Genomic DNA, 25,609 nt, shown 5'->3' on the forward strand with positions numbered 1-25,609 from the left:
TTAATCGAGTTTATTCAGCGCGATGTTTTGGCGGGATTCAGGCACTCGATAGAGCGGTCCACCGTGGTCTTGGCCACTTCCAGCAAATGCCACACCGCCAGAATCTTCGCCCGCTGGGGACTGGCCAGCAGATCACCGCAATTGAGCGCGGTCGCTGAAGCGCTGTCGAGCAAGCTGGCGGTGTAGAGCAGGGCGTCTTCGAAGCTCAGGTCTTCGATTTGAACGGCCTTGGAGGGCAGGTAGTGGTCGATGGCGCGATTGAAGGCGGCGCGGTCTTTGTCGGCGTTGCGGGGTGGGTCTGGGACGACTTTTTTCATGGTGTACCTTCGCGTTAGATAAGGGACGGACACCCTTCGCGACTAAACGAGGGTGGCGGCTGTACGCAGGTTAGTCGACCGGCTCCAACGCGAAAATTCCGGCGCACCCGAAGGTGCCCTGCGCACAGCCACCATAAAACCTCATGGAGGACCATGCACGCGTTGGAAGGTCGGGCGACTAAACCCGATCACTGATAAGCAGTGACGGATCGCAGACTAGCCATCGATTCCAACAGGCACAAGGCGGCAGGGATTGTCTAGGAAACGTCCTGCAATTAAAAGGGACACGCCTTGCTGGCCTTTTACAAACCATGACCAAACGCCATCAACCGCAGCCTCCGATGGAACCTTTTGCGCCATCACCACCAACACACTGTGCAGTTTCGCCTGAAACGTCGGCGTCAGCCTTTCGACGCTGTTGGATTTTGATGGACAACGTGGCTCATGACCCAAACGCTTGGACACCTTCAGCCATTCAGACAGGCGCACAGGCCGACGCTGCCTGCCCCTCGCACGGAGGCCGACACCTCCAGCCTGCCGACACGCGCGCAAACTCGGCCGGCGGACGATCTGCGCTCAGCCACGCAGATCTACAAGGACAACCCCATGCTGGGCACGGGCATCATGTCACGCGCCTTTGGCTGGAACCCACAAAGGCGTGAGCGCCAAACCCGATTGATCACCCACTTGAAGCGACAGGTCGGCGACTTTACCGCCGCCAACCCAGACCCCGTGTCACGTGCCAACGCCATGTACCGCCTGGCGCGGCTGATCCACCACATCGACAACGACCCCAGCCTGCGCCGGGTCAAAGGCAGTTACCCAGGTGATGGGCGCCTGGACGTGCAGGGTATAAAGGGCTTTGCGTCCGAGGTCGACCGCCTGACTCAATTCGCCGAGCAAGGCTACCGCGTACTGGGGCAGGGCGGTCGCGGGGTCATCTGGCCAAAGCCTGCCCCCCAAGGCCGTGCAGCAGGTGACCGACGCTCGGTGCAGGCAATCACGGTGAATCCCTTGTTCAAGGCACTAGATACCGTGCTTGACGCGAACGAACGGCTCGCCTTCAAAGTGCTCGTAGGCGGTGACTGGAACGACCCCCGCTTACCCGCCGATGTTCGCGCAGCCAGTGCCGCGAATGCTGAACACGTCCTTGAATTCATTGACCAGCAAGGCGGCGCCCATTCCACCGCCAGTAACGGCGAAATAGACGGAAGAGTGGAGGACGTTCCTGATCTTCCTGCGCCTTACCTGACGCGTGAGCATTTCACGTACCCCGGTTCTGAAGCGCGGCGGCTGTCGGATTTTACTTATTTCGGTTATGCCGTGTTTGAGAAGCGCTAGCGGCATTCCAGGCAGGGTGACGCCGATAATGCCGTCAGCGTGGCGTTGGAACAAACGCCACACTGCCACCCGAGCGCTTTTGGAACAACCGCTCACCATTGTCCGGCTGCGTGGTAATCACCGTGTGATCCGAACCCAGGTAGGCCAGCGGTGTCGGGTCTTCCTTGGAATACTGCGCGACGATGATGGTGTGCTGCGGGTCAAAGGCCTGGCCGCTGGTTTTTTCCAGCCAGGCCATTAAGGCCGCGCTGTCGCCCTGGCGCGGGAAGTCCTGGGTTTCGCTGACGTAGTAGAACGGCTTGCCGCCATTTTGCAGGTACATCGGCACTTTGTTGTCGACTTCTACCATCACCATCTGCCATTGATTCCACGGTGCGCTTTTGGTCGCTTCGGCTTGTACATCGTCGGCGAAGCGGGTCACGCCGCCATTGCCGTTGACCCACGGATAGACCACCCCAAGCACCAGCAACAGCAAGCCTGCGGTGAAGCCAAAGCCTTTTTGCCAACGCGGCCAACTGATGGGTTTTTTCTCCAGGCGCTCACTCAACCACCAGGCGGCCAAGAGTTGGGCAAAGGGCACCAGCGGCAGCACGTAGTAGCTGCGCCGGCTGCCACTGGCGGTGAAAAACACAAACAGCAGGCCCAGGCCCCACACCAGCCAGCGCACGTTGGGTAGCGTTTGGCGCCAGTTGCGCAGTGCCAGCCACAGGCCCAGCAACCAGCACGGTGCCCAGGGCAAGGTGTAGGCCGGCAGGTAGATCAGGTAGGTGTAGATCGGCCCCATGTGGTCGAACGGGTCGAAGAAGCGCACGACGTTTTCCTTGAACACCAGTTCAAGGCCACTCTCGCCGTAAGTCGGCGCGCCGTAGAGGTGGGACAGCACGAAGGGAATCGCATAAAACGCCGCTGCAATCAGCATGGCCAGCAGCAGGCGCAGGTTGAGGTGGCGCTTGTAGCGGTGTTCGCTGAGCAGGTGCGGCAGCAGCACCAGGCCCGGCAGCACAAAACCGATCAAGCCTTTGAACAGCGAGGTGGCCGCCAGCAGCAGGAAAAACACGGTGTAGCGCCCCAGCCGCGTGTCGTCCGGCCCGCGCCAATACCACCACACCGCCGCCAGTACGCCGCACACGGTGAGGATGTCGGCCGTGGCCACGCGCGCCCAGAACAGAAAGTAGAAGGTGGTGGCGAGCATCCAGCCGGCAATCAGCCCGGTGCCTTTGCGGAACAGGCGTTCGCCGATCAGGTACACCAGCCAGATGCTCAGCCACGCTGCAATCACCGACGACAAACGCAGCGACCAGGGGCCAAGCCCGCCCATCAGGTTGGCGAAGCCGGTGATCAGCCAGTAGGAAGGCAGGGGTTTGTCGTAGTAGGGCGCGCCCTTGAGGTAGGGATCGAAGTAATCACCGCTTTGCAGCATCTGCAATGCGATGTTGGCCCAGCGGGTTTCCGGCCCCCACAGGTCACGACTGCCCAGGCCCAGCAGCAGAAGCAGCGCCGAGACGCCCAGCAGCAGCACCAGGGCGCCGCGTTCGGTTTTGAACAAACTCATGGGCGGCTCTCAAGGCAGGCGTAACGTTAAGGAAGCTGCGGATAAATAATCAAAAGCAGGGCGCCTTTGCGATAGCGTTTGCCGCCCGGTGGCAGTTGCCCTTCTTCGCGGTGTTCGCTGGTGCTGCGCACGCGCATCAGCACGCCGACCGAACCTTGCTGGCGCGCCTGCGCAAGCCAGGTCTGCACGCTGTCCAGGTCGACCTTGCGGTGCACCGAGTCGGCGTACTTGAGGCCATAACGCAGCTCGCCTTCGGTGTCGTAAAACGCCACCTCCGGGCGACCCAGGCGCCAGGACAAGGCCGACGCCGAGCCCAGCTCGTTGCTGATCAAAGCATGGGTTTGTTGCAGTTCATCCAGATGCTCAAGCACAAACTGGTCGGGCATTTCGGTGTCGGTGATCATCGCCGGCATGCCCGCCGGCAGTAACGCCACCAGCAAGCCGATGCCCAGCGCCGGCATCGCCCACAAGGTCAGCGGGCGCAGCGCTTGCAGCAGGTTGGCGAGGATCCAGGCCAGCAATACGATAAACGCCAGGGACAGGCTGAACATCTCCGCGTGGCTGTTGCCGTACATCGGGTTGCAGATTTGCAGGTAGATCAACGCCACCATCGCCGCCAGACCAATCACGGCGTTTACCAGCCCGTTGATCAGGATCGCGCGGGCCTTGCCTTGCCGGATCAGGTCGATCAGCGCGTGGCCCATCAACAAGGCCAGTGGCAGCAGGCACGGCATGATGTAGGTCGGCAATTTGCCGCGGCTCATGCTGAAGAAGGCCAGGGGCAACAGCAGCCACAGGGCCAGGAACATGATGGCCGGCTGGGCTTTGTCTTTCCAGGTCTTGATCAGTGTGGCCGGCAGCAACGCCGCCCAGGGCAGGCAGGCGGCCACCATGATCGGCAGGAAGAACCACCAGGCGCGCGCATGCTGGGCATTGTCGGAAGAGAAGCGACGGATATGCTCGTGCCAGAAGAAGAAGCGCCAGTAGTCGGGCTCCTGCAAGTGAATGGCCAAGGCCCACGGTACGCAGACGATAGCGGCGACCACAATGGCCAACGGGCCGTAGCGCAACAGTTCACCCAGCCGGCGTTGCCAGAGGATGTACGGCACGGCGATCAGCACGGGCAACAGCCAGGCCAGAAAGCCTTTGGTCATAAAGCCCATGCCGCAGGCCACGCCCAGCACTGCCCAGGCACCCAGACGAGCACGCGAGGTGCGGCTGTCGAGGGCAAACCACAGCGCTACCAGGCTGAGGTTGACCCAGAAGGTGAATTGCGGATCGAGGTTGGAATACCCCGCTTGCCCGGCCACCAGCCCGAAGCTCATGTAGAGCAGGGCGCAGGCGAAGCTTTTGCGCGGGTCGTTCCACAGGCGGCGAGCGATAAGGTAGGCCAGCAACACACTCAGGCCGGTGGTCAAGGCTGAAGCCACACGCACGCCAAACAGGTTTTCACCGAACATCGCCTGACCGAGGGCGATCAGCCAATAGCCGGCGGCGGGTTTTTCGAAATAGCGCACACCCATGAAGTGCGGTGCCACCCAATTGCCGCTCTGCAGCATTTCCTGGCTGATCTGGGCGTAGCGGGTTTCATCCGGGATCCATAAACCGTGCAGGCCCATGGGCAGTAGATAAAACACCGCGAAGGCCAATAGCAATAGAGGCAAAGGTTTAAGCAGACGTGTCATGAAAACGTCACTCCTTGACGTTTAATGGCGAAGTAAGCAGATATGTAAAAGTTTGTAGGAAGAATCACAAAGTTCACTAAGTCGATGAAAAAAATCATGACGTCCAATAGTTGCGGGCGCAGTTGAACATGCCAGAAGAGGGCTGTCGTTTTGCTGAACATGAAGAAAGTTATAGGTAAAAAAGTGTCTATAGCTTTTTAAGTACGGCGGACCAGGCGGGGCCGTTCATGATGCCAAGCGTCTCAAATTTGCCGTTGGCCAGTACGCGCACAAACAGGGCACTGCCGTACTCGGAAAATGGCGCGCGAGGGTAGCCCAGGGCGCTTTCAAAGTCGGCAATACAGCCACTGTGCGTGACAAAAACGAGGTTGCGACCAGGCCGTTTGCGGCTGAGCAGCTCTTCATCGATGTCTTCGCCGCAGATGGTCTTCTCGCCAGGGGTCAGTTCGGCTCTACCGAACATGAAGTGCGAGGTCTGTACCGTGCGCAAAGCAGGGCTGGCAACGATGTCGCTGGTTTCCAGGCCCAGTAGTTTAAAGGCCTTGCCGACTTCTTCGGCGCGTTGGGTGCCGACGGTCGTCAGGCCTTCAGGTGCGCCGAAACAGGGATTGGCCGAGCGGTCGCAGCGCTCTTCGTGACGCACCAGTACGATCAGGTCACCATCGCGCCAGGCCGGCAATACTTGCGAGGTGAGCAGGCGATTGCCGATGCTCAGGTCGCGCGGCGCAAACGGCCAAAACAGCAAACCGGCGAGCAGCAAGCCGATAACGGCAAGGCCCGCCCACCACTTTCGCAGGCGCTTGAGATAGCCCCGGCGTGAGCGCGGTTTGGTCAGGGTAAGGTCAACCACATCATTCACCATGGGCACTGTCTTCAGTGTTTTATTCAAATAGGCGCAACGCACTGACGGATGCCCGTAGTTGAAGCGGAGCGTGTCATAGCGCTGCTGTCTTTTGGCTGAACATCCAGCCGTTAGAAGTTGCCGTGGGCGGCAACTAACAAGTTGCCGGCTATCGATACTGGGGGGCAATTTAGAGGGGCGAGGGTGGGCAGGCAGTGAAATCGATGTGAAAAATTTGCATGGGGTCGTCAGTCAGCCGTTATGCTCGTTTGCAGTCCTTTAAACGAGCGTGTTTATGTTGCAGGTGCAAGGTGTTGTTAAAAGCTACGCCACCCCGCAAGGCCCACTGCCGGTGCTGGCGGGTGTCGACCTTTACCTTGGTGAGCGCAGCAGCCTGGCATTGATGGGCGAGTCGGGCAGCGGCAAAAGCACGTTGCTGCATCTGGTTGCCGGGCTAGACCGTGTGGACGCCGGCACTGTCCAGGTGGGCGAGCAGCGCCTGGACCAACTGAGCGAGGCGCAACTGGCGCATTGGCGGCGTACCGAAATCGGCCTGGTGTTCCAGCAGTTCAACTTGATCGGCAGTTTGCGTGTCGACGACAACCTGGCGTTTCAGGCGCGTTTGGCCGGGCGCTTCGACCCGCAATGGCAGGCGCAACTGGTTGAGCGCCTGGGGTTGGGCGACTTGCTCAAGCGGTATCCCGAACAGCTCTCCGGCGGCCAACAACAACGGGTTGCGGTGGGGCGTGCGTTGGCTTCGCGCCCCGGCTTGTTGCTGGCGGATGAACCCACCGGCAATCTCGACGAGGCCACCAGCGATGACGTGTTGCAATTGCTGCTGGACCTGCTGCGAGACAGCCCCACCAGCCTGCTGATGGTGACCCACAGCCCGCGCATCGCCGCGCGCCTGGACCGCCAGGTGGTGTTGCGGCGCGGGCGTGTGGTCGCTTGAGATGAGGGTATTTTATTGGGCACTGCGCGCACTGTTGAGCCATTGGCGGCGCCACCCGGTGCAGTTTTTCAGCGTGCTCACCGGCCTGTGGCTGGCCACCGCGCTGTTGACCGGCGTGCAAGCCCTTAACAGCCAGGCCCGCGACAGCTATGCGCGTGCCAGCCAACTGATTGGCGGTGAGCCCCAAGCCAGCCTGAGTGCGCCGGACGGCGCGAGCTTCCCCCAAGCGCTGTTTGCCGAACTGCGCCGCGCCGGCTGGCCGGTGTCGCCGGTGGTGCAGGGGCGGCTGCTGCTCAAGGGGCATGAAGATCTGCGCCTGCAATTGATGGGCATCGAGCCGTTGTCCTTGCCCGGTGGCGGTGCGGTGGCGGGGCAGCGCTTGAGCCAGGCGCAGATGCTCGGGTTTTTCAACTCGCCCGGGCAAACCTGGATCGCCGCGCAAACCTTGCAGGCGTTGGGGTTACAGGCCGGTGCGCAACCGCTGACGGCGAGCGGGCAACGGTTGCCGCCGTTGCAGGTTCAGCCCGACATGGCCCCCGGCCTGTTGCTGACCGATATTGGCTTCGCCCAACCGTTGTTGGACATGCCGGGGCGCCTGTCGCGCCTGCTGGTGGACAAGGCCTTTGCCGCCACCCAGCCGACGCCGCCCGCCGCGCTGCAACTCAAGCAAGGCGAGGACAACAACCTCTCGCGCCTGACCGAGAGCTTTCACCTGAACCTCGATGCCTTGGGCTTTTTATCCTTTGTGGTCGGCCTGTTTATTGTCCACGCCGCCATCGGCCTGGCCCTGGAACAACGCCGTGGTTTGCTGCGCACCTTGCGTGCCTGCGGGGTCAGCGCGCGCCTGCTGATCGTCAGCCTGGCGGTTGAGCTGGGCGTGTTGTCGTTGCTGGGCGGCGTGCTGGGGGTGATCAGTGGTTACCTGCTGGCCAGCCTGTTGCTGCCGGATGTGGCCGCCAGCCTGCGCGGCCTGTATGGCGCCGAGGTGGCGGGCCAGTTGAGCCTCAGCCCGTGGTGGTGGCTGGCCGGCTTGGGCTTGAGCCTGCTCGGCGCCCTGCTGGCGGGTGCCAGCAGCCTGTGGCGCGCGGCGCGTTTGCCCTTGCTGGCGCTGGCCAATGCCCAGGCCTGGCACGAGGCGCACGGGCGTTGGCTGCGACGTCAGGGTTGGGTGGCGGCTACAGCGTTGGCGATTGCAGTGCTGGCGCTGTGGTGGGGCAACAGCCTCACTGCCGGGTTTGTGCTGATGGCCGCCTTGCTGCTGGGCGCGGCGCTCGGCTTGCCGGTGGTGCTCAACGGCCTGTTGACGGCGGTGCTGGGACGCAGCCGTTCAGTATTGGGCCAGTGGTTTCTAGCCGACTGCCGCCAGCAATTGCCGGCCTTGAGCCTGGCGTTGATGGCGTTGCTGTTGGCCCTGGCAGCGAACATTGGTGCAGGCTCCATGACCTCGGGTTTTCGCCAGACATTCAATAACTGGCTGGAACAACGCCTTACCGCCGAGCTGTACCTCAACCCGCAAAACCCGGCCCAGGCCGAGCAACTTTCCAGCTGGTTGGCGCAGCAACCGCTGGTGCAGGCGGTGCTGCCCACTTGGCAGGTGGCGGTGCAACTGCAGGGCTGGCCGGCGGATGTGTTCGGGGTGGTCGACGATCCAACCTATCGCCAGCACTGGCCGCTGCTGCAAGCCGCAAGCGCACCGTGGGACCAACTGCTGCAGGGCGATAGCGTGATGCTCAGCGAGCAGTTGGCGCGCCGCTTGAAGGTGGGCCTGGGCGACGCCATCAAGCTGCCTACGCCGCAAGGCGTGTGGTCGCCTAAGGTGGTGGGGGTTTACGCCGACTACGGCAACCCCAAGGGCCATCTGCTGGTCAATTCGCAACACTTGCTGGCGCACTGGCCGGGCCTGGCACCGGCGCGCTTCAACCTGCGCGTACTGCCCGAGAATGTACCGGCACTGGTGCAGGAAGTGCGGCGCGACTTTGCCCTGGAGGACAGCCGTATCGTCGACCAGCAGCAGCTCAAAGGCTGGTCGAGCCAGGTGTTCGAACGCACCTTCGCCGCCACCGCCGCACTCAACAGCCTGACCCTGGGTGTCGCCGGTGTGGCGTTGTTTATCAGCCTGCTGACCCAGAGCCAAAGCCGCCTTGGCCAACTCGCACCGCTATGGGCACTGGGCGTGACGCGCCGGCAACTGATGCTGCTCAACCTCGGCCAAACCTGGCTGCTGGCGGTGTTGACGCTGGTATTGGCCTTGCCCTTGGGCCTGCTGCTGGCGTGGTGCCTGGACGCGGTAATCAATGTGCAGGCGTTCGGATGGCGCCTGCCATTGCAAGTGTTCCCGTGGCAACTGGCGCGATTGTTGGGGCTGGCACTGCTTGCCACGCTGCTGGCCTCGGCTTGGCCGCTATGGCAGTTGTACCGCAGTCGCCCGGCGGATTTGCTGAGGACCTTTGCCAATGAAGATTAAAGCCTGGTGGTGGGCCGCCGTATTGCTATTGACCGCCTGCGACAAAGCCCCCGCGCCGCCGGAAAGCTTCGCCGGCCTTGGCAGCGCCGCGGCGGATTTTGCCCAGGTGGTGCCTGGCAAGGTCTTCAGCTTTCCCGAGGACCACGGCCCGCACCCAGGCTTTCGCATCGAATGGTGGTACGTCACCGCCAACCTCAAGGATGCCCAAGGCCATGTGTTCGGCGTGCAATGGACACTGTTTCGCAATGCGCTGAAGGCCGGGCCTGTACTCGCGGGCTGGCGCGACTCAACGATCTGGCTGGGCCACGCCGCCGTCACGTCCGCCACCCGGCATTACGCCGCGGAGCGCTACGCCCGTGGTGGCGTGGGCCAGGCAGGCGCACAGGCAGCGCCATTCACTGCCTGGCTCGACGATTGGCGTTTCGCCACCCGTCCCGGTGCCGCCAGCGCCTTGGCTGATATGCAGCTCAAGGCCGCAGGCCCACAGTTTGCCTACGATTTGCACCTGACCTCCAGCCGCCCGCTGGTGCTGCAAGGCGATAACGGCGACAGCCGTAAATCGGATCAAGGCCAGGCGTCCTACTACTACAGCCAGCCGTTTTTTACCGCAACGGGCAACGTCACCCTCGACGGCGCCACCTACCAGGTCAGCGGCCCGGCCTGGCTCGACCGCGAATGGAGCAGCCAGCCGCTGGCCGCCAGCCAGACCGGCTGGGACTGGTTCTCCCTGCACCTGGACCGTGGCGAGCAGTTGATGCTGTTTCGCGTGCGGCAAAAGGACGGAGCGGGTTATCTGACCGGCACCTGGATCGACCGCGAAGGGCACACCCAGACTCTGCACAATGCCGATATCCAGCTCACACCATTGGCCAGCACCGAGATTGACGGGCGCACTGTTCCTACGCGCTGGTCATTGAAAATCCCCGGCAAACAACTGGACATCACGCCCCAGGCCGTCAACCCGAAGGCCTGGATGAATCTGAGTATTCCGTACTGGGAAGGGCCGGTGCAGTTTGACGGTGGTGTGGGGTATCTGGAGATGACCGGGTATTAATCGCTGTGTTTTGTAGGCGATTTTTCTCTGCCGAGTAGGCAACTTCCCAAATGTGATTTCCCGCGCCCGCCCTTGTGTGCGGGGCGCCCGCGCTTGCCTATATTCCGACGCCATCTTCATTGCATCCGGGACGGAAGGCATGGCGCAGGGATTCATCAATGACCGCACAACGGACTACAACAGTCTGAAATCCAGGGCGATGGGCGGGGCGCCAAATCGTCAGCGTTCTGATCACTTTGACGTGTTGAACCGGCACTTGCGAACTGGCCTGGTAACGCCGGGGCAACTGGTGATCATCCCTGACGACTTCAGCTTCAGCTGTCGCAGTGTAGAAGCCTGGTTGATGCGTTATGGCGAGCAGATCCGCTGGCGGCTGGAGCCATCGGCCGGCTCGGCGGTGATCAATAACTACGACTTGCTGCAGAGCTTGCTGGCAAATGGCTCGATCGGTATCGGCAGCGCCACGTCGGCGTGGGGGCGGCATCTGGATGAAGTGGCGCAGACCCTGGAGGCGATTGAGCGCTTGCATCAACGATTGAAGGGCGGTGGGTTGGACCGAGATGAGTTTGCTCGTCAGCGCCAAGGGCTGTTTCGGCAGTTGGACGCGCGACTGCAAGGCGCGGCGCGGTTTGGCACGGGGTTGCGGGGCAATCAATCGTTGAAGAAGGTGCTGGGGATATCGACCAAAAGCTTTCTGCATAAGGGTGAGATTGCGGGGTATGCGCAACGGGTCGGGGACGTGGCGCAAGTGTCGAAGTGGTTGGGGAAGGGGACTTATGTGGGGTTGGCCATGGATGTGGGGGTGACAGGGTTGGAGGTCAAGGAGGCGTGTATGACGGGAAGGGAGGCGCAGTGTAGAAGGGCGAAGTATGTGGAACCAGCGAAGTTGCTGGGCAGTGTTGCAGGCGCTGCGCGCGGCGGTGCCTTGGGGGCAAAGGTGACACGCCGTGTATGTTCGATGGTCATGGGGATCGCGCTCAAAGGGAGAGGCGAACTGACTTGTGGGGTTCTCGGGGGCGCTGCCGGAGGTGCTGTGGGTGGGAGCATAGGCGGGCTCGGGGGCGAAATGGTCGGTGATCTGATTTATCAACCGGAGAGTATATGAGCACGATCCTCTACACGGTGTGCGTGATTGTTCTCGCAGTATCACCAGGCGTTTCATACGGCCTAATGGTATTCGTCGAGAACACAAAGCTAGATGAACTGGAGAGCTGTTTCAGCGCCAACACGATGGTATGTGACAACAAGCGTTATTGGTGGCGAAATCGCGCCAGAGACAGGTTCAAGCGCACGAGCCTGATCGTAGGCTTTTTGTTCTTTCCAAATCTGTGCGTGAGGAGGGGCTATGTCACCCGGGCAGAGCTGGCTGCAGTTCCCTTGAGCTTGAAGCGTTGGGCGCTTTGGCCCTATTTGTCTGGAATGGTTTGGTTTTTCAGTGCGACCGCCTGGTGTATTTGGATGAAATGGTAGAGCACGAAAATACGCTTAAAAATAACTGTACAGATATACAGTATTGTTCTACATTCCATCCCAGGTGACCGGATGTCACCGATCACCTGAAGCTTCAATTTTTTAACTATGGATGGATAAAAAATGAAACCAACCAAAGCCCTTATGCTGGGCGCGGCCATGATGGCCTCCTGCTTTATCTCGGCCTCTGCCCTGGCCGATCTTACCCTCCCCAAACTCACCCCTGGCACAGTCAGCCAAAGCGAGATTGACGCGCTCAAACCTGGCGGCACGCTCACTGCGGTGCCGATTTCGGAGGAGCTGCGGCAAAAGCTCCTGGGTGCGCGGGACGGCAAGGCCAAGGCGGTCACTAAAGCGGCCAAATCCGCACCGTTCAACACCGTTATCGGCGCGTTGAAAAAGCCGAGTCAGGACACGCTGAAAAGTGCAGCGGTCGCCGCCTTTGTACCGTTGTTTCCGACCCTGGATATCAACACCCTCTACACCATCAGTGAAGTGCAGACGGGCCAGGATTTCCCTTACCACTTCAACCTGCCAAAAAGCGCGCGGGTGCTGGTGCAGTTGATCAACCAGAGTGCCGGCGCCGACATGTCGCTGAGTCTGTTCCGCGACGACGGCCAAGGCAACCTGCAACTGCTGGCCACCGCCGATAACGCCGGCAATGCCGATGAATACATCGACGGCGTGCTGCCGGCCGGTGACTACTACTGGTACATGGTGGCCAAGACCGCCACCAACGCGCAGTTCAGTTTTGGCGTAGCGGCAGACACCAACATCGATGCCTTCGAGCCCAACGACACGCCGCAAGACGCTTTTGCGCTGCCGGACTCGATGAACAAGGTGAGCGGCAACCTCGACAACGCCAACGACGTCGATTACTTCGACTTCAAGGCCGTGCGTGGCCAGGCCGTGAGCATGTACCTGGCAGGCGATGACAGTGGCAGCCGTAACCAGTGGATCTTCGAGCGCTTTGATGGCGTCAACTGGATCGTCGTGCCAGCCGGTTCTACCTCCACTTACCCGAGCGTCACACCGGGTACCACCGTCAAGGTACGTGTGCGGGCCAACCCGGCCGTGACGCAGGACCCGAGCAAGTACTACAAACTGAGCCTCGGCTCTGCGCCACGCCTGAACAGCTCGCAAGTCACCGGCGACAACATCGTGCGGGTGCCGGCATCGATATTCTGGATGGCGACGCAGGCGGGGCGCACATTGAACTGGACCACCAACTGGTCCGATTCCACGGGTGCGCCGTTGCTGGGCGTCACACCTGTGCTGCGTGTCGACAAGCGCTTTGAGGGCACCGAGTTCCACTGGACCGACTTCAAGGCCACCACCAACAGTGCCGGCACATCCCAGGCCAGTGCCGCGCTCGGTACCTGCTTTGGCGATAACCGCGTGCAGTATCCGGACAGCAGCACCGGCGTGCAGTACACCTGGGACACCACCTTCAACTTCGGCGGCTGGCGTATCGAGCTGGACGAGTTCCCGGGCGTGGGTGTCGGCGGTGATAACGTGCAGTATGTGACCTTTGGGCACATCTGCACCCAAGACATCATCCATTGATACCGTGATGTAAATCAGAAGGGGCAGCCTGAACAGGCTGCCCCTTTTTGTTATTCGCCGGCGAGCGCCAGTTTCAACGGCAGGCGCGCCATGCTGTTACTCGTGAGCGAGCCCAGGTACAACCAGTCGCCGTATTCGCGGGCGGTGGTGATCGGCGAGAAATTGCCCGCCGTGCCATCCTGCAAGTTGGCGATGACCTTGCCATCAGTGTCCAGCCCCAGCACAAAGGCTTTGCGCTCGATGGGCTTGGGCACCACCATCAATGCGCGCACCATCACCTTGCGCAACAACGGGTAGCCGGCGAAACCATCCAGCAACGGGTTGCGCGGTGAATACAGCGCGACCCAGAAGCGATCGCGGCCGTTGAAACTGAGGTTGTCCGGCAGGCCAGGCAGGTTGTCGATAAACAGGTCGTGGGTGCCGCTGCGTTCGCCCTTGAGCCAGTAGCGACTGATGCGGTAGGCGCCGGTTTCGTTCACCAATACGTAGTTTTCATCCGGGCCCAGGGTCACGCCATTGGCAAATTGCAGCCGGTCCAGCAATACCTCGGTGGTGCCGTGACTGAAGTCATAGCGCAGCAACCGCCCGTCGCCGCCATGCTCGATCACCGCTGTGCCGTCCTGGCCATAGCCCCAGCGGCTCGTCGCATCGCTGAAATAGGCATAGCGCCCGCCGGCATCGACGGTCACATCGTCGGTGAGACCAAAGGGCACGCCGTCAGCGCTGTTGCTCAACAGCTTGAGTTGGCGGTTGGCATCCAAGGCAAGCAACCCCTTGACCCCATCGGCAATGATCAAGCGCCCATCGGGGTGCAACGCCAGCCCCAGGGGGCGGCCGCCCGTGTTGGCGAGCACCTCCAGGGTGTGGCTGTTTGGCGAGGTGCGGATGATGCGCCCGTCCTGCAGGCCGCTGATCAGAAAACCCTGGGGGTCGAGCAGCAAGGCTTCGGGGCCGGCGAGGTCCTGTGCGCCGATTTTTTCAATGCCCTTGAGCCGCTGGTTCTCGGCGTAGGCGCCGTCTTTGAGTGAAGGCGCCTTGGGTGGCGACCAGTTCACCGGTTGCACTTTGGTCGGCATCAGCAGCAGAAAAGCGATGACTGCAAGCAGCAGTACGAACAGTAAATGGCGCAGTTTTTTGGGACGGGTACTCATGACTATTCCTGGTTGTCGTGGGCGTTCGGCTCCCAGTGCAGGGTGCCGAACAGGTAATCCATCAGTGGTAGGACGATATTGAAATTGCGCCCCTGCATCAGCTCACGGCGGTGGTGCAGGGCATGCAACTGGTGCATCTGGCGAATCCATGGCAGGCGCGCCACCGGGTGCTCGGCGGGCAGGTGTTCGCAGGCGTGAAACACTTCGTAAAGTAAATACCCAAGGATCATGCACCCTGCAAACAGCCCGGCGACATTGGGGCTCAATTGCTTTAGCAGCCACCAGGCGGGCAGGGTGATCGCCAGGCTGTGCAGCACGATCAGCCAGGCCGGGAACAGAATCACGCGCCAGTCTCGGGGGCTGTCGTAGGTCATGTGGCCGGGGGTGAAAAAACTGTGGTGGTCACCTGTGTGGCGCGCGTAGAACAGCCGGGCCAGGCTGTGTTTGTGATGGCCGAGGTGGCGGTGCACGAGGTAAATGCACAGGTTGAAAAACACCAGCGTCAGGGGCACGGTCAGCCACTGCAGCGCGGTGATGTGTGCGGTGGAGGACCAGGCCAGGGCTATGCAGACGATGCCGTAGCCGAGCACGAAACTGGCGTGCAGCCAGGGGTTGTATCGGGCGCTCACGGCGGCGCGGTAGCGGGCGCGGAAGGTCTCGGTAGGATGGGCCATGGCGGCAAGCTCTGGTTTTTTTGTTGGAGCCTGAGCTTAGTTGTTACGCGCAATAGTGCGAGTTTTTGCGCAGTACGCGGTTCAAGTGTGGGAGCTGGCTTGTGTGGAAACAGGCTTTTGTGGGAGCTGGCTTGCCTGCGATGCAGACACCTCGGTGTGTCAGGTAGAGCGAGTAGATGCTATCGCAAGCCAGCCAGCTCCCAAACTTGAACCGCGGGCGACCAACGGGGGCTTGCACAGGCCTGATTTACTTGCTAGCTTCTCGCAAAATGTTAACGATAACATTTGCTCTAAAAATAAAAACAAAACAGAGAACCACGCCATGAAAATGCTCCCGAAAACCCTGTGTTTACTGGCTTTCAGCATCACCCTCGGCGCCACCGGCGCAGCGTTTGCCGACGCCGCCAAACCGATCCGCATCGGCGCCTCCTTCCAGGAAATCAACAACCCTTATTTCGTCACCATGAAAAACGCCCTCGAAGAAGCCGGCGCGACCATCGGTGCGAAGCTGATCATCACCGACGCCCGCCACGACGTGTCCAAGCAGGTCAGCGATGTCGAAGACATGCTGCAAAAAGGCATCGATATCCTGCTGATCAACCCCACCGACTCGGTGGGCGTGCAATCGGCGGTCAAATCTGCCCACGCTGCCGGCGTGGTGGTGGTCGCGGTGGACGCCCAGGCCGACGGCCCGTTGGACTCCTTCGTCGGTTCAAAAAACTTCGACGCCGGCTTCCAGGCCTGTGAATACCTGGCCAGGAACATCGGCGACAAAGGCAATATCGCGATCCTCGACGGCATTGCCGTGGTGCCGATCCTTGAGCGTGTGCGCGGCTGCAAAGAAGCGGTGGCCAAGCACCCGGACATCAAGATTGTCAGTATCCAGAACGGCAAGCAGGAACGTGACCAGGCGCTGACCGTCACCGAAAACATGCTGCAGGCCCAGCCGGGTCTCAAGGGTATTTTCAGCGTGAATGACAACGGCTCCCTCGGCGCATTGTCGGCCATCGAAGCCAGCGGCCTGGACGTAAAACTGGTCAGCGTCGACGGCGCACCGGAAGCCATCAAGGCGATCCAGAAGCCCGGCAGCAAGTTCATCGCCACCTCGGCGCAATACCCGCGCGACCAGATCCGCCTGGCCCTGGGCATCGCCCTGGCCAAGAAGTGGGGCTCGCAAGTACCGGCCACCATTCCCGTCGACATCACTTTGATCGACCAGGCCAAGGCCAAGGATTTCAGCTGGTAAATCGCCCCGGCCCCACGTGAGCCGTGGGGCTTGAGGTCTCCTTCTGAATACGAGGTCGGCGGTATGAGCAGTCTTCTGAAGCTGGAAAATATCTGTAAGCGCTACCCGGGCGTACAGGCCCTCAAGTCCATCAACCTGCAGGTCGAGCGCGGCGAAATTCATGCGCTGCTGGGTGAAAATGGCGCGGGCAAGTCGACCCTGATGAAGATCCTCGGCGGCGTCGAGCATCAGGACGAAGGGCAGATTTTGATCGATGGCCAGGCGCAAAAGTTTGCCACTTACCGCGACGCGATCGCTGCCGGTATCGGCATCGTGTTCCAGGAATTCAGCCTGATTCCCTATCTCACGGCGGTTGAAAACATCTTCCTCGGGCATGAGTTGAGCAACCGCTTCGGCCTGCTGCGCAAGCGCGAAATGGTCGAGGCCAGCGAGGCGTTATTCAAGCGCCTGGGCGTGAGTATCAACCTGCAATGCGCGGTCAAGCACCTAAGCGTGGCCGAGCAGCAATTCGTAGAGATCGCCAAGGCCCTGGCCCTGGATGCGCGCCTGTTGGTACTCGATGAACCGACCGCCACCCTCACGCCCAGCGAAGCCGAGTTGCTGTTCGAGATCATGCGCGAACTCAAGCGCCAGGGTGTGGCGGTGATCTTTATCTCTCACCACCTGGAGGAGATTTTCCAGGTGTGCGACCGCATCAGCGTGTTGCGCGATGGCGGCAATGTGGGCGTGACCGACGTGGCCGACAGTGATATCGACCGGCTCGTCGAGATGATGGTCGGCCGACGCCTGGAAAACAGCTTTCCGCCCAAACCGACTACCACTCGTGGCCCGTTGCTGCTGGAGGTCAAGGATATCCAGCTGGTGCGCAATGGCCCGCACAACAGCTTCCAGCTGCACAAGGGCGAGATCCTCGGCTTTGCCGGACTGGTCGGCTCCGGTCGCACCGAGCTGGCGCTGGGCATGATGGGTGCGCTGCCGTCGGTGAGCAAAGAGGTGTGGTTGCGCGGCGAGAAAGTCACCCTGGATGACCCGGCGCAAGCCTTGGCCCACGGCATCGGCCTGCTCCCGGAAAGCCGCAAGAGCGAAGGGCTGATCACTGATTTCAGCATTCGCGAAAACATCTCTTTGAACAACCTGCCCAAGTACCAGAACGCCTCGGGCCTGATCGACAAGGCCAAGGAATGCGCCAGCGTCGACGCGTTGATGCGTCAGCTGTCGATCAAGGCGCCCAGCGGCGAAAGCCGCGTGTTCAACCTCAGTGGCGGCAACCAGCAAAAGGTCGTGATCGCACGCTGGATCAACCACCACTGCGACGTGCTGGTGTTCGACGAACCCACGCGCGGCATCGACGTCGGCGCCAAGGCGCAGATCTACGCGCTGATGCGCAGCCTCACCGAACAAGGTTACGCGATCATCATGATTTCTTCCGAACTGCCCGAAGTCATCGGCATGTGCGACCGCGTCGCCGTGTTCCACAAGGGCGCCATCGTCAAGCTGCTGGAAGCGGCCGCCGTCAACCCACAAGAGGTCATGCGCCATGCAACAGGGGGCTCAAGTGAATATGTCCATTAATACCGGCGACACCAGCCGACTGCGCCTGAACCTGGCACGGCTGCTGCGCTCGCCGGCGTTTTATCCCTTTGTGGGGTTGGTGGTGGTGACCCTGGTGATGATCTTTGCCAGCGACAACTTCCTCACCACCAGCAACCTGTCGAACATTGCGCGCCAGGTGTCGATCAACGCGATTATCGCGGTGGGCATGACCTGCGTGATTCTCACCGGTGGCATCGACCTGTCGGTGGGGCCGGTGATGGCACTGTCGGGCACCTTGACCGCAGGCCTTATGGTCGCGGGCCTGCCGCCGGGCCTGGCGATTGGCGCCGGCATGCTCATCGGTGTGGCCTTCGGTATCGGCAACGGCTTGTTCGTCGCTTACCTGCACATGCCGCCGATCATCGTCACCCTGGCGACCATGGGCATCGCCCGTGGCCTGGGCCTGATGTACACCGACGGCTACCCGATTTCCGGGCTGCCGGAGTGGTTCGGTTTCTTCGGCCGCCAGAGCCTGTTCGGCGTCGACGTGCCGATCCTGATCATGCTGGTCACCTACTTTGCCGCCTATGTATTGCTGCAACACACGCGCATCGGCCGCTACATCTATGCCATCGGCGGCAATGAAGAAGCGGTGCGGTTGTCGGGCGTGCGGGCGGCGCGCTTCAAGTTGCTGGTGTACGGCATCAGCGGCTTGACCGCAGCGATTGCCGGGCTGGTGCTCACCTCACGCTTGATGAGCGGCCAGCCGAATGCCGGCGTGTCGTTCGAGCTGGATGCGATTGCGGCGGTGGTACTTGGCGGTGCGTCGATTGCCGGCGGGCGCGGGGTCATTGTCGGCACCTTGCTCGGCGCCATGCTGCTGGGCGTACTCAATAACGGCTTGAACATGCTCGGGGTCTCGCCCTACGTCCAGAGCGTGATCAAGGGCGGGATCATTTTGCTGGCGATTTTTATCAGCCGTCAGCGCCATAAATAAACACCTGACAAGAAAGGACCGAACCCATGGACAAGCACACCGAGATGCAAGCCGTCGTCTGCCACGGCCCCAAAGACTACCGCCTGGAACGCATCGGCAAACCCAAGGCGCGCCCCAATGAACTGGTGATCCGCATCGCCGCCTGCGGCATCTGCGCCAGTGACTGCAAGTGCCACTCCGGCGCGGCGATGTTCTGGGGCGGCGACAACCCGTGGGTCAAGGCGCCGGTGGTGCCGGGCCACGAGTTTTTCGGCTACGTGGAAGAAGTGGGCGAGGGCGCCGGCGAGCACTTTGAAGTGGCGGTGGGCGACAAGGTGATCGCCGAGCAGATCGTGCCGTGCGGCAAATGCCGCTTCTGCAAGTCGGGCAAGTACTGGATGTGCGAAGTGCACAACATCTTCGGCTTCCAGCGTGAAGTCGCCGAAGGCGGCATGGCCCAGTACATGCGCATTCCCAAGACCGCCATCGTGCACAAGATTCCTGAGTCGGTGTCGCTGGAAGACTCGGCGCTGGTGGAACCGATGGCGTGTTCGATCCACACCGTCAACCGTGGCGAAATACAGCTCGATGACGTAGTGGTGATCGCCGGGGCCGGGACGTTGGGGCTGTGCATGGTTCAGGTGGCTGCGCTGAAAACCCCGAAAAAACTGGTGGTGATCGACATGGTCGACGAGCGCCTGGAACTGGCCAAGCAGTTCGGCGCCGACGTGGTGATCAACCCGTCCCGCGACAATGCCCGCGAGATCATCAACGGCCTCACCGATAACTATGGCTGCGACGTGTACATCGAAACCACCGGCGTGCCGGCGGGCGTGACCCAAGGCCTGGACCTTATTCGCAAGCTCGGGCGGTTTGTCGAGTTCAGCGTGTTCGGCGCCGAGACCAGCGTCGACTGGTCGATCATCGGCGACCGCAAGGAGCTGGACGTGCGCGGCGCGCACCTCGGGCCGTATTGCTACCCGATCGCTATCGACCTGTTCGAGCGCGGCCTGGTGACGTCCAAGGGCATCGTGACCCATGACTTCCCGCTGGATGATTTTGCCGAGGCCTTCGCGTTGGCCAACTCAACCAAATCGATCAAGGTGCTGTTGAAGCCGGTGATTTGATCTATGAACTATGTAATGGGTGTCGATATAGGAACCCAGAGCACCAAGGCACTGCTGGTGGATGGTCAAGGTACGATCATCGCCCAGCACAGCCAGGGGTATCGCGTCGATACTCCGAAAGTGCGCTGGGCCGAGCAATGGCCGCAGGTGTGGCTGGAGGCGGTCGAGGCGTGTGTGGCGCAGTGCATGGCCAAGTCTGGCGTGGCGGCCGGGCAGGTCAAGGCGCTGTGCATCAGCAGCCTGTACGGCGGTTCGGGGATTGCCGTTGACGCGCAGATAAAGCCGCTGCACCCGTGCCTGATCTGGATGGACCGCCGCGCGGGCGAGCAGGTGGCGTGGGTGCGTGAGCACCTGGACCTGGAGCGCTTGTTCGAAATCACCGGCAACTCGGTGGACAGCTACTACGGCTTCACCAAGATGCTCTGGCTCAAGCAGCATCAGCCGCAGGTGTGGGCCGACACGCGCTACCTGCTGCCGCCCAACAGCTATATCAACTGGTGCCTTACCGGTGAGCTGGCCGTGGACCATAGCAGCGCCGGCAATATCGGTGGCGTCTACGACGTGAAGGCGCGCGGCTGGTCTGCCGAGATGCTCGATGCGCTGGGCATTCCACAGGCCATGATGCCTGAGCGGTTGCTGTACTCCGGTGAAGTGGTGGGCGGTTTGCTCGAAAGCTGGGCCACGCGCCTGGGCTTGCAGGCCGGTACGCCGATCCTGGCCGGCGGTGTGGACGCGGCGATGGCGACGCTGGCAGCGGGTGTTACGCAGCCGGGCAACCATGTGGCGATGATCGGCACCAGCATGTGCTGGGGTTATTTGAACCAGCACGTGGACGCACACCACGGGCTGGTGAGCATGCCGCATGTCTACAACGGCCATCGGGACCTGTACATCTTTGGCGGCGCGATCACCGCCGGGGCGTCGGTCAGCTGGTTTCGCGAGCAGTTCTGCCAGGCCGAAGAACAGCAGGCCCAGGCCACCGGCCAGGACAGCCTGGTGCTGTTGGAACAGAGCGCCACCCAGGTTCCGGCGGGCAGCGAAGGTTTGCTGTTCCTGCCGTACCTGATGGGCGAACGCAGCCCGGTATGGGACGACCGCGCCAGCGGCAGTTTTGTCGGGCTGAACCTGTATCACAGCCGTATTCACCTGTACCGCGCAGTGCTTGAAGGCGTGAGTTTTGCCCTGCGCCACAACATTGAGGCCGGTACACAGGGCGCGCATTCGCTGGACCCACGTTTGATCGTGGTGGGTGGCGCGAGCCATTCGGATTTGTGGATGCAGATTATCGCGGATGTCACGCGTTACCCGGTCTACACCATTGTTCAGGAGGTGGAAGCGGCCCTGGGTGCGGCGTTGCTGGCGGCGCATACGGTGGGGTTGGTGAGTGATGGCGAGATGGACAAAGGCTGGGTGCAGCTGGAGTTGCGGGCACAGCCCAAGCGCGAAAATGTCATGACGTATGACCGGGCGTTTGCTGAGTACCTGAAGCTGTATCCCGCCCTCAAACCGATCATGCACAACCTGCAAACCAACTGATCCAACACAGATCAAAAGTGTGGGAGCTGGCTTGCCTGCGATAGCGGTGTATCAGTGAAAAATGAGCTGACTGACCCACCGTCATCGCAGGCAAGCCAGCTCCCACAGGGATCTTCATTGTCTATTGAGAAGTGACCATGACCACCACCTTCAACTTCACCCGCCAGCGCATCCTCGTCACCGGTGCCAGCAGCGGCATCGGTCGCGAAATCGCCCAACAGCTGATTGCCGCCGGTGCCGAGGTGTTCGCCCTTGGCCGCGACGCGCAAGCCCTGTCACAGCTGGGCTGCAACCGCCTATGCGTGGACATCGCCGACAGCATCGCCCTGGATAAAGCCCTGTCAGATTTGCCGCCACTGCATGGCCTGGTCAACTGCGCCGGTATTTCACGCCTGGAACCTGCCGCCGCCATCAGCGCTGAGGCGTTCGATCAAGTCATGCAGGTCAACGCCCGCGCTGCCGCCCAGGTCGCCAGCCGAGTGGCGGCTAAAATGATCGAAGCCAACATCGCCGGCAGCATCGTCAATGTCTCCAGCCAGGCGTCACTGGTGGCGCTGGACGATCACCTCGGCTACTGCGCCTCCAAGGCCGCACTGGACGCGATCACCCGCGTGCAATGCGCCGAGTGGGGCCGCTTTGGCATTCGTGTGAACAGCGTCAACCCCACGGTCACGCTGACGCCCATGGCGACCAAGGCCTGGTCTGACCCGGCCAGGCGCGACCCGGCGCTGGCGGCCATTCCACTGGGGCGTTTCGCACAAACCGTGGAAGTCGCATTGCCGGTGCTGTTTCTGCTCAGCGATGCCGCCAGCATGATCAGCGGCGTCAGCCTGCCGATCGATGGCGGCTACACCAGCCGCTAGCCGTTTTCCAGCACGCCGGCGATCACCACCTTATCCCGTGGCTTGTACGGGTCTTGCAAGCGGTCAAGCAGCAGGCGTACCGCGCTGCTGCCGGCCAGTGAGGCGTCGTGGGCCACGCAGGCGATCGGCACGCCGAAGATATCGGCGAAGGGCAGGCGGTCGATGCCGCAGATGGTCAGGCTGTCGTGGGCAATGTTGTGCATGCGCAAGGCACGCAGGGCGCCGAGGGTGATCAACTGGTTGAAACCCATGATCGCATCGGGTGCCGAGTGCTCGGCCAGGTAGTCGAGGGTGTGCAGGTAAGACGGCATCAGCGTGTAGTCGCCGGCCTGCACTTCAACTTGAACATGCGGGTGCTGCGCCAGTACTTCACGTAAACCCTTGAGGCGTTCCACGGTGATACGTGAATGCTCCGGGCCGGTCAGTACCAGCAGACGTTTAAGGTCGGGCGTGTTGCGCAGCAGGTAGTGCGCGGCCTGGATGCCGCTGTGGTAGTTGTCGAGCACCACGCGGCTGAACGGGCTGTCGTGGAGCGTGCGGTCGAGCAGCACCACCGGGGTTTTGCCGTTGCCCAGGCGCTCCAGGTAGTCGGGCTGGTAGCTGGGCTCGTCCGAGACCGGCGACAAGATAATCCCCGCGACGCGATAGCCCAGCAGGGTATCGACAGCTTTGCTTTCGAGTTCTTCCAGCTCATCGGTGTCCACCAGCATGATGGTGTAGCCGTGCTGCTTCGCCTCGCGCGAAATCGCCTTGATCATCTCGCTGTAGAACGGGTTGTCGACCGAGGCGGTGATCACGCCGATGATCAGGCTCTCACTGCGCTTGAGCCCGCGTGCGAAGGCGTTGGGCACGTAGTCAAGCTCGCGCGCCACTTCGAGAATACGCGCCAGGGTGGCGGGCTTGACCAGATCGGGCTTGCTCAATGCGCGGGACACCGTGATGGTGGTCATGCCCACCCGTTTGGCGATGTCGCTGATGGTGACGGACTTTTTCTTGTTCATCGGTAAGGCTGCGCTGGGAAACATCCGCAGGCTAGCATGCGCGCGGGTGTAGGGTGATTCAAATCAGCGGGTCCCAGCGTTGTGACCAGTCGCTTTCGGCCTTGACCACTTCGCGCAGCAGCCCCAGCGCCTGCTGCAGCACCGCCGAATCCCGCGCCCGTGAGTAGACCAGGTAGGTCGGGAAGCTGAATTCCGGCGCTTTCGGGACGCGCTGCATGACGCCGCTGTCCAGGTAGCTTTGCACCACCCGCGTGCGAAAATACCCGGCGCCGCCGTTTTCCAGGATGTACTGCAAGGCCAGCGGCCCGAGGTTGAAACTCAGCGCGGCGCGGGCTTTGTCGGGCAGGGCGGCGTCGTGTTGCTGGCGAAAGCCTGGGCCCCAGTCGATGTACACGTAAGGGGCGGGTTTGCTGGTTAACTGCACCAGGATCAGTTTTTCTTCCAGCACTTGCTCGACCTGCAGGCCTGGCCAGTATTGCGGCTGGAATACCAGCGCGGCATCGAGTACGCCCAGTTCCAGTTGGCGCAACAGGTATTCGCCTTCACGCACTTCGGTGCGCAGTGCGTGGCCAGGGATCTGTTCGCGCAAGGCCTTGGCCCAGCCGAGCATCAGCGGGTTGCACAGGCTGACCTCGCCGCCGATATGCAGCACATTGCGGTAGCCATCGGGCAGCGGCAGGTCGCGCTTGGCGGCTTCCCAGGTTTGCAGCAATTGGTTGGCGTACACCACAAACGCCTCGCCATCGGCGGTGAGCCTGGCGCCTGCGCGGTTGCGCACGAACAACGTGCTGCCCAACTGGCTTTCCAGGCTTTTGACCCGTGCGGTGATGGCGGTCTGGGTGACGTGCAGTTTCTCGGCTGCGGCGGCCAGGCTGCCGCAGCGGGTGATTTCGAGGAAGGTGCGTGCCAGTTCGATGTCCATGAAGCCCCCGGGGATGAATGGGGGACAGTGTAATGGAATGTGCTCAAGGTGGTGGTTGGTGGTTGGTGTGTATATCCGTTGGCTTGGTAACGGCCACTTAGGGTTCCGCCCTGACGGCGGGTCACTTTTGGCAAACGCCCCAAAAGTAACCAAAAGGTCTGTGCCCCACCACTCGGTGCCTCGCCTAGGCTCGGCATGCCCTCACTCCGGCTTGAATCCGTGGGCCGCCGCGATGGGCCATCCTTGGCCCAGCGCGGCTAACCCGGCGTCCTGCCGGGTTACCCACGGATTCAAGCCTGCGTTCGGCCATCGTGGTTAACGGGGCGATTCGAGATCAAAAGCAGATCAAAAGCAGAGCACGGCGGCCTGAAAGCCGACCTGAGTGGTTGAAGCAAAAGCCAGATCAAGTGCAAGGCAAAGCCTATCTAGCTGATGCAACGCAGTCTAAATGTGGGAGCGGGCTTGCTCGCGAATGCGGTGGGTCAGTGACATATGAGTTGGCTGACACACTGCATTCGCGAGCAAGCCCGCTCCCACATTAGACCGCGTGTAGTTTTGACGATGAGGTCTGCTTTGCTCTGGCCCTTACATCCTTTTCGATGACGAAGTCAGCGGTCTTTTGATCTGCGCTTTTGATCTTGATCTTGATCTTGATCTGAAATCGCCCCGTCAAACACGATGGCCGGAATCTGACAGGGATTTGGGGGGTAAACCGGCAGGGATGCCGGTTTAGCCGCCCCGCGCCATGGATGGCGCGTGGCGGCGGCCCCCAAATCACTGTCGGATTGCGGGCATGCCGAGCCACAGCGAGGCACCGAGTGTTGGGGCGAAGGCCTTTTGCTTACTTTTGGGCCTTTCCAAAAGTGAGCCGCCGTCAGGGCGGAACCCTAAGTCGCCATCACCCAAATAACGGATATGTACACCACCAATAAACCGCCATCGCAGGCAAGCCAGCTCCCACAGTTGATGATTGCATTTCAGCTCAAGGCAGGCCGAACCCTAGTGAATACCGATGGACCAGCTTTGCGTAGTCTGATCCTCGTGCCGCTGCTCCAGGTCATCCTCATACTGACAACGCGGCCCCTTGCACTTGTACTCAAACGTCACCGGCGCCTGGGTCTGAACTGGAAACAGCGATTTGGCCGTCGCCGGCGCATCGTGTGGCACCGCCTCAAGCTCAGGCGCTTCGTAGCTCAAGTCCAACGCTGTGGCATGGGCCATAACCGGCAGGACGGCGAGCACTGCACTCGCCAGAAAAGTCCTTGTAAATAGCATCTGAAACAATCCGCGCAACAAAACATGAAGCGCGGATTATAAGCCGGGTGCCACCGCACATGC

The 25,609-nt window shown here is 61.4% G+C and carries 23 protein-coding genes; 13 read left to right on the top strand and 10 right to left on the bottom strand.

All coding sequences use genetic code 11. The annotated features are described in order from the left end of the window. Positions 1-14 precede the first annotated feature (14 nt). A complete protein-coding gene (locus FFI16_RS07545; protein ID WP_138814749.1) occupies positions 15-317 on the bottom strand; it encodes a DUF6124 family protein in 303 nt (100 codons plus the stop codon). 216 nt (positions 318-533) lie between these two features. Next, on the bottom strand, positions 534-806 hold the full coding sequence (locus FFI16_RS07550; protein WP_138814750.1) for a hypothetical protein: 273 nt from the start codon (positions 804-806) through the stop codon (positions 534-536). 117 nt (positions 807-923) lie between these two features. Between FFI16_RS07550 and FFI16_RS07555 the strand changes: the two genes are divergently transcribed. Beyond that, positions 924-1,658, top strand: a complete 735-nt coding sequence (locus tag FFI16_RS07555; protein ID WP_138814751.1) for a hypothetical protein — start codon at positions 924-926, stop codon at positions 1,656-1,658. 34 nt (positions 1,659-1,692) lie between these two features. On the opposite strand, the gene FFI16_RS07560 is transcribed toward FFI16_RS07555, so the two are convergent. The 3 genes from FFI16_RS07560 to FFI16_RS07570 all read right to left on the bottom strand — a co-directional run bounded on the left by FFI16_RS07560 (position 1,693) and on the right by FFI16_RS07570 (position 5,757). After that, positions 1,693-3,210 carry a glycosyltransferase family 39 protein gene (locus FFI16_RS07560; protein WP_138814752.1) on the bottom strand — a complete coding sequence of 506 codons (1,518 nt, stop codon included), beginning with the start codon at positions 3,208-3,210 and terminating at the stop codon, positions 1,693-1,695. Positions 3,211-3,236: 26 nt separating this feature from the next. After that, entirely contained in the window at positions 3,237-4,895 is a 1,659-nt protein-coding gene (gene arnT / locus FFI16_RS07565) for a lipid IV(A) 4-amino-4-deoxy-L-arabinosyltransferase (protein WP_138814753.1), read from the bottom strand. A 187-nt stretch (positions 4,896-5,082) separates the two neighbouring features. Beyond that, positions 5,083-5,757 (bottom strand): histidine phosphatase family protein, encoded by a 675-nt coding sequence (locus tag FFI16_RS07570; protein WP_178112647.1) that lies wholly within the window; start codon positions 5,755-5,757, stop codon positions 5,083-5,085. 274 nt (positions 5,758-6,031) lie between these two features. Here FFI16_RS07570 and FFI16_RS07575 point away from each other — a divergent pair, with 274 nt between their 5' ends. The 6 genes from FFI16_RS07575 (at position 6,032) to FFI16_RS07600 (ending at position 13,242) form a co-directional block, all read left to right on the top strand. Continuing rightward, entirely contained in the window at positions 6,032-6,688 is a 657-nt protein-coding gene (locus FFI16_RS07575) for an ABC transporter ATP-binding protein (protein ID WP_138814754.1), read from the top strand. A 1-nt stretch (position 6,689) separates the two neighbouring features. Next, positions 6,690-9,152: an FtsX-like permease family protein gene (locus tag FFI16_RS07580; protein WP_138814755.1), complete on the top strand. Its 2,463-nt coding sequence runs from the start codon at positions 6,690-6,692 to the stop codon at positions 9,150-9,152. Next, positions 9,142-10,206, top strand: coding sequence for a lipocalin-like domain-containing protein (locus FFI16_RS07585; protein WP_138814756.1), 1,065 nt, complete (start codon positions 9,142-9,144; stop codon positions 10,204-10,206). Before FFI16_RS07580 ends, FFI16_RS07585 begins: the two co-directional genes overlap by 11 nt. A gap of 139 nt (positions 10,207-10,345) precedes the next feature. Further along, positions 10,346-11,311 (top strand): hypothetical protein, encoded by a 966-nt coding sequence (locus tag FFI16_RS07590; protein ID WP_138814757.1) that lies wholly within the window; start codon positions 10,346-10,348, stop codon positions 11,309-11,311. Next, on the top strand, positions 11,308-11,676 hold the full coding sequence (locus tag FFI16_RS07595; RefSeq protein WP_138814758.1) for a hypothetical protein: 369 nt from the start codon (positions 11,308-11,310) through the stop codon (positions 11,674-11,676). Before FFI16_RS07590 ends, FFI16_RS07595 begins: the two co-directional genes overlap by 4 nt. A 123-nt stretch (positions 11,677-11,799) precedes the next feature. After that, entirely contained in the window at positions 11,800-13,242 is a 1,443-nt protein-coding gene (locus FFI16_RS07600) for a hypothetical protein (protein ID WP_138814759.1), read from the top strand. A gap of 50 nt (positions 13,243-13,292) precedes the next feature. Here the strand turns inward: FFI16_RS07600 and FFI16_RS07605 are convergent, their stop codons facing one another. Both FFI16_RS07605 and FFI16_RS07610 read right to left on the bottom strand, forming a co-directional pair. Then, positions 13,293-14,393: an SMP-30/gluconolactonase/LRE family protein gene (locus FFI16_RS07605; protein WP_138814760.1), complete on the bottom strand. Its 1,101-nt coding sequence runs from the start codon at positions 14,391-14,393 to the stop codon at positions 13,293-13,295. Between the two features lie 2 nt (positions 14,394-14,395). Continuing rightward, positions 14,396-15,067, bottom strand: a complete 672-nt coding sequence (locus tag FFI16_RS07610; protein ID WP_138814761.1) for a sterol desaturase family protein — start codon at positions 15,065-15,067, stop codon at positions 14,396-14,398. A gap of 322 nt (positions 15,068-15,389) precedes the next feature. On the opposite strand from FFI16_RS07610, the gene FFI16_RS07615 reads away from it, so the two are divergent. The 6 genes from FFI16_RS07615 to FFI16_RS07640 all read left to right on the top strand — a co-directional run bounded on the left by FFI16_RS07615 (position 15,390) and on the right by FFI16_RS07640 (position 22,348). Beyond that, positions 15,390-16,313 carry a substrate-binding domain-containing protein gene (locus tag FFI16_RS07615; RefSeq protein WP_138814762.1) on the top strand — a complete coding sequence of 308 codons (924 nt, stop codon included), beginning with the start codon at positions 15,390-15,392 and terminating at the stop codon, positions 16,311-16,313. A gap of 63 nt (positions 16,314-16,376) precedes the next feature. Then, positions 16,377-17,885, top strand: a complete 1,509-nt coding sequence (locus FFI16_RS07620) for a sugar ABC transporter ATP-binding protein (RefSeq protein ID WP_138814763.1) — start codon at positions 16,377-16,379, stop codon at positions 17,883-17,885. Then, on the top strand, positions 17,851-18,843 hold the full coding sequence (locus FFI16_RS07625; RefSeq protein ID WP_138814764.1) for an ABC transporter permease: 993 nt from the start codon (positions 17,851-17,853) through the stop codon (positions 18,841-18,843). Before FFI16_RS07620 ends, FFI16_RS07625 begins: the two co-directional genes overlap by 35 nt. A 26-nt stretch (positions 18,844-18,869) precedes the next feature. Beyond that, positions 18,870-19,949: an alcohol dehydrogenase catalytic domain-containing protein gene (locus FFI16_RS07630; protein ID WP_056861332.1), complete on the top strand. Its 1,080-nt coding sequence runs from the start codon at positions 18,870-18,872 to the stop codon at positions 19,947-19,949. Between the two features lie 3 nt (positions 19,950-19,952). Then, positions 19,953-21,485 carry an FGGY-family carbohydrate kinase gene (locus FFI16_RS07635; protein ID WP_138814765.1) on the top strand — a complete coding sequence of 511 codons (1,533 nt, stop codon included), beginning with the start codon at positions 19,953-19,955 and terminating at the stop codon, positions 21,483-21,485. A 137-nt stretch (positions 21,486-21,622) separates the two neighbouring features. Beyond that, entirely contained in the window at positions 21,623-22,348 is a 726-nt protein-coding gene (locus FFI16_RS07640) for an SDR family oxidoreductase (protein ID WP_138814766.1), read from the top strand. Here the strand turns inward: FFI16_RS07640 and FFI16_RS07645 are convergent. The 3 genes from FFI16_RS07645 to FFI16_RS07660 all read right to left on the bottom strand — a co-directional run bounded on the left by FFI16_RS07645 (position 22,345) and on the right by FFI16_RS07660 (position 25,513). Then, the gene (locus FFI16_RS07645; RefSeq protein WP_138814767.1) at positions 22,345-23,349 is read right to left on the bottom strand and encodes a LacI family DNA-binding transcriptional regulator; all 1,005 of its coding nucleotides are present in this window, start codon (positions 23,347-23,349) and stop codon (positions 22,345-22,347) included. The two genes, FFI16_RS07640 and FFI16_RS07645, sit on opposite strands and share 4 nt — an antisense overlap. Before the next feature lie 58 nt (positions 23,350-23,407). After that, positions 23,408-24,271 carry a LysR family transcriptional regulator gene (locus FFI16_RS07650; protein ID WP_099549979.1) on the bottom strand — a complete coding sequence of 288 codons (864 nt, stop codon included), beginning with the start codon at positions 24,269-24,271 and terminating at the stop codon, positions 23,408-23,410. 999 nt (positions 24,272-25,270) lie between these two features. Beyond that, a complete protein-coding gene (locus FFI16_RS07660; protein ID WP_178112648.1) occupies positions 25,271-25,513 on the bottom strand; it encodes a hypothetical protein in 243 nt (80 codons plus the stop codon). Between the last annotated feature and the right edge of the window lie 96 nt (positions 25,514-25,609).

This window comes from Pseudomonas sp. KBS0710 (assembly GCF_005938045.2).
In the GTDB taxonomy this organism is placed as follows: domain Bacteria; phylum Pseudomonadota; class Gammaproteobacteria; order Pseudomonadales; family Pseudomonadaceae; genus Aquipseudomonas.

Bases quoted from the DNA above. Each gene is read 5' to 3' on its own strand.
- FFI16_RS07545 (WP_138814749.1), bottom strand. From the start codon at position 317: ATGAAAAAAGTCGTCCCAGACCCACCCCGCAACGCCGACAAAGACCGC.
- FFI16_RS07555 (WP_138814751.1), top strand. From the start codon at position 924: ATGCTGGGCACGGGCATCATGTCACGCGCCTTTGGCTGGAACCCACAA.
- FFI16_RS07560 (WP_138814752.1), bottom strand. From the start codon at position 3,210: ATGAGTTTGTTCAAAACCGAACGCGGCGCCCTGGTGCTGCTGCTGGGC.
- arnT (WP_138814753.1), bottom strand. From the start codon at position 4,895: ATGACACGTCTGCTTAAACCTTTGCCTCTATTGCTATTGGCCTTCGCG.
- FFI16_RS07570 (WP_178112647.1), bottom strand. From the start codon at position 5,757: ATGGTGAATGATGTGGTTGACCTTACCCTGACCAAACCGCGCTCACGC.
- FFI16_RS07575 (WP_138814754.1), top strand. From the start codon at position 6,032: ATGTTGCAGGTGCAAGGTGTTGTTAAAAGCTACGCCACCCCGCAAGGC.
- FFI16_RS07580 (WP_138814755.1), top strand. From the start codon at position 6,690: ATGAGGGTATTTTATTGGGCACTGCGCGCACTGTTGAGCCATTGGCGG.
- FFI16_RS07585 (WP_138814756.1), top strand. From the start codon at position 9,142: ATGAAGATTAAAGCCTGGTGGTGGGCCGCCGTATTGCTATTGACCGCC.
- FFI16_RS07590 (WP_138814757.1), top strand. From the start codon at position 10,346: ATGGCGCAGGGATTCATCAATGACCGCACAACGGACTACAACAGTCTG.
- FFI16_RS07595 (WP_138814758.1), top strand. From the start codon at position 11,308: ATGAGCACGATCCTCTACACGGTGTGCGTGATTGTTCTCGCAGTATCA.
- FFI16_RS07600 (WP_138814759.1), top strand. From the start codon at position 11,800: ATGAAACCAACCAAAGCCCTTATGCTGGGCGCGGCCATGATGGCCTCC.
- FFI16_RS07605 (WP_138814760.1), bottom strand. From the start codon at position 14,393: ATGAGTACCCGTCCCAAAAAACTGCGCCATTTACTGTTCGTACTGCTG.
- FFI16_RS07610 (WP_138814761.1), bottom strand. From the start codon at position 15,067: ATGGCCCATCCTACCGAGACCTTCCGCGCCCGCTACCGCGCCGCCGTG.
- FFI16_RS07615 (WP_138814762.1), top strand. From the start codon at position 15,390: ATGAAAATGCTCCCGAAAACCCTGTGTTTACTGGCTTTCAGCATCACC.
- FFI16_RS07620 (WP_138814763.1), top strand. From the start codon at position 16,377: ATGAGCAGTCTTCTGAAGCTGGAAAATATCTGTAAGCGCTACCCGGGC.
- FFI16_RS07625 (WP_138814764.1), top strand. From the start codon at position 17,851: ATGCAACAGGGGGCTCAAGTGAATATGTCCATTAATACCGGCGACACC.
- FFI16_RS07630 (WP_056861332.1), top strand. From the start codon at position 18,870: ATGGACAAGCACACCGAGATGCAAGCCGTCGTCTGCCACGGCCCCAAA.
- FFI16_RS07635 (WP_138814765.1), top strand. From the start codon at position 19,953: ATGAACTATGTAATGGGTGTCGATATAGGAACCCAGAGCACCAAGGCA.
- FFI16_RS07640 (WP_138814766.1), top strand. From the start codon at position 21,623: ATGACCACCACCTTCAACTTCACCCGCCAGCGCATCCTCGTCACCGGT.
- FFI16_RS07645 (WP_138814767.1), bottom strand. From the start codon at position 23,349: ATGAACAAGAAAAAGTCCGTCACCATCAGCGACATCGCCAAACGGGTG.
- FFI16_RS07650 (WP_099549979.1), bottom strand. From the start codon at position 24,271: ATGGACATCGAACTGGCACGCACCTTCCTCGAAATCACCCGCTGCGGC.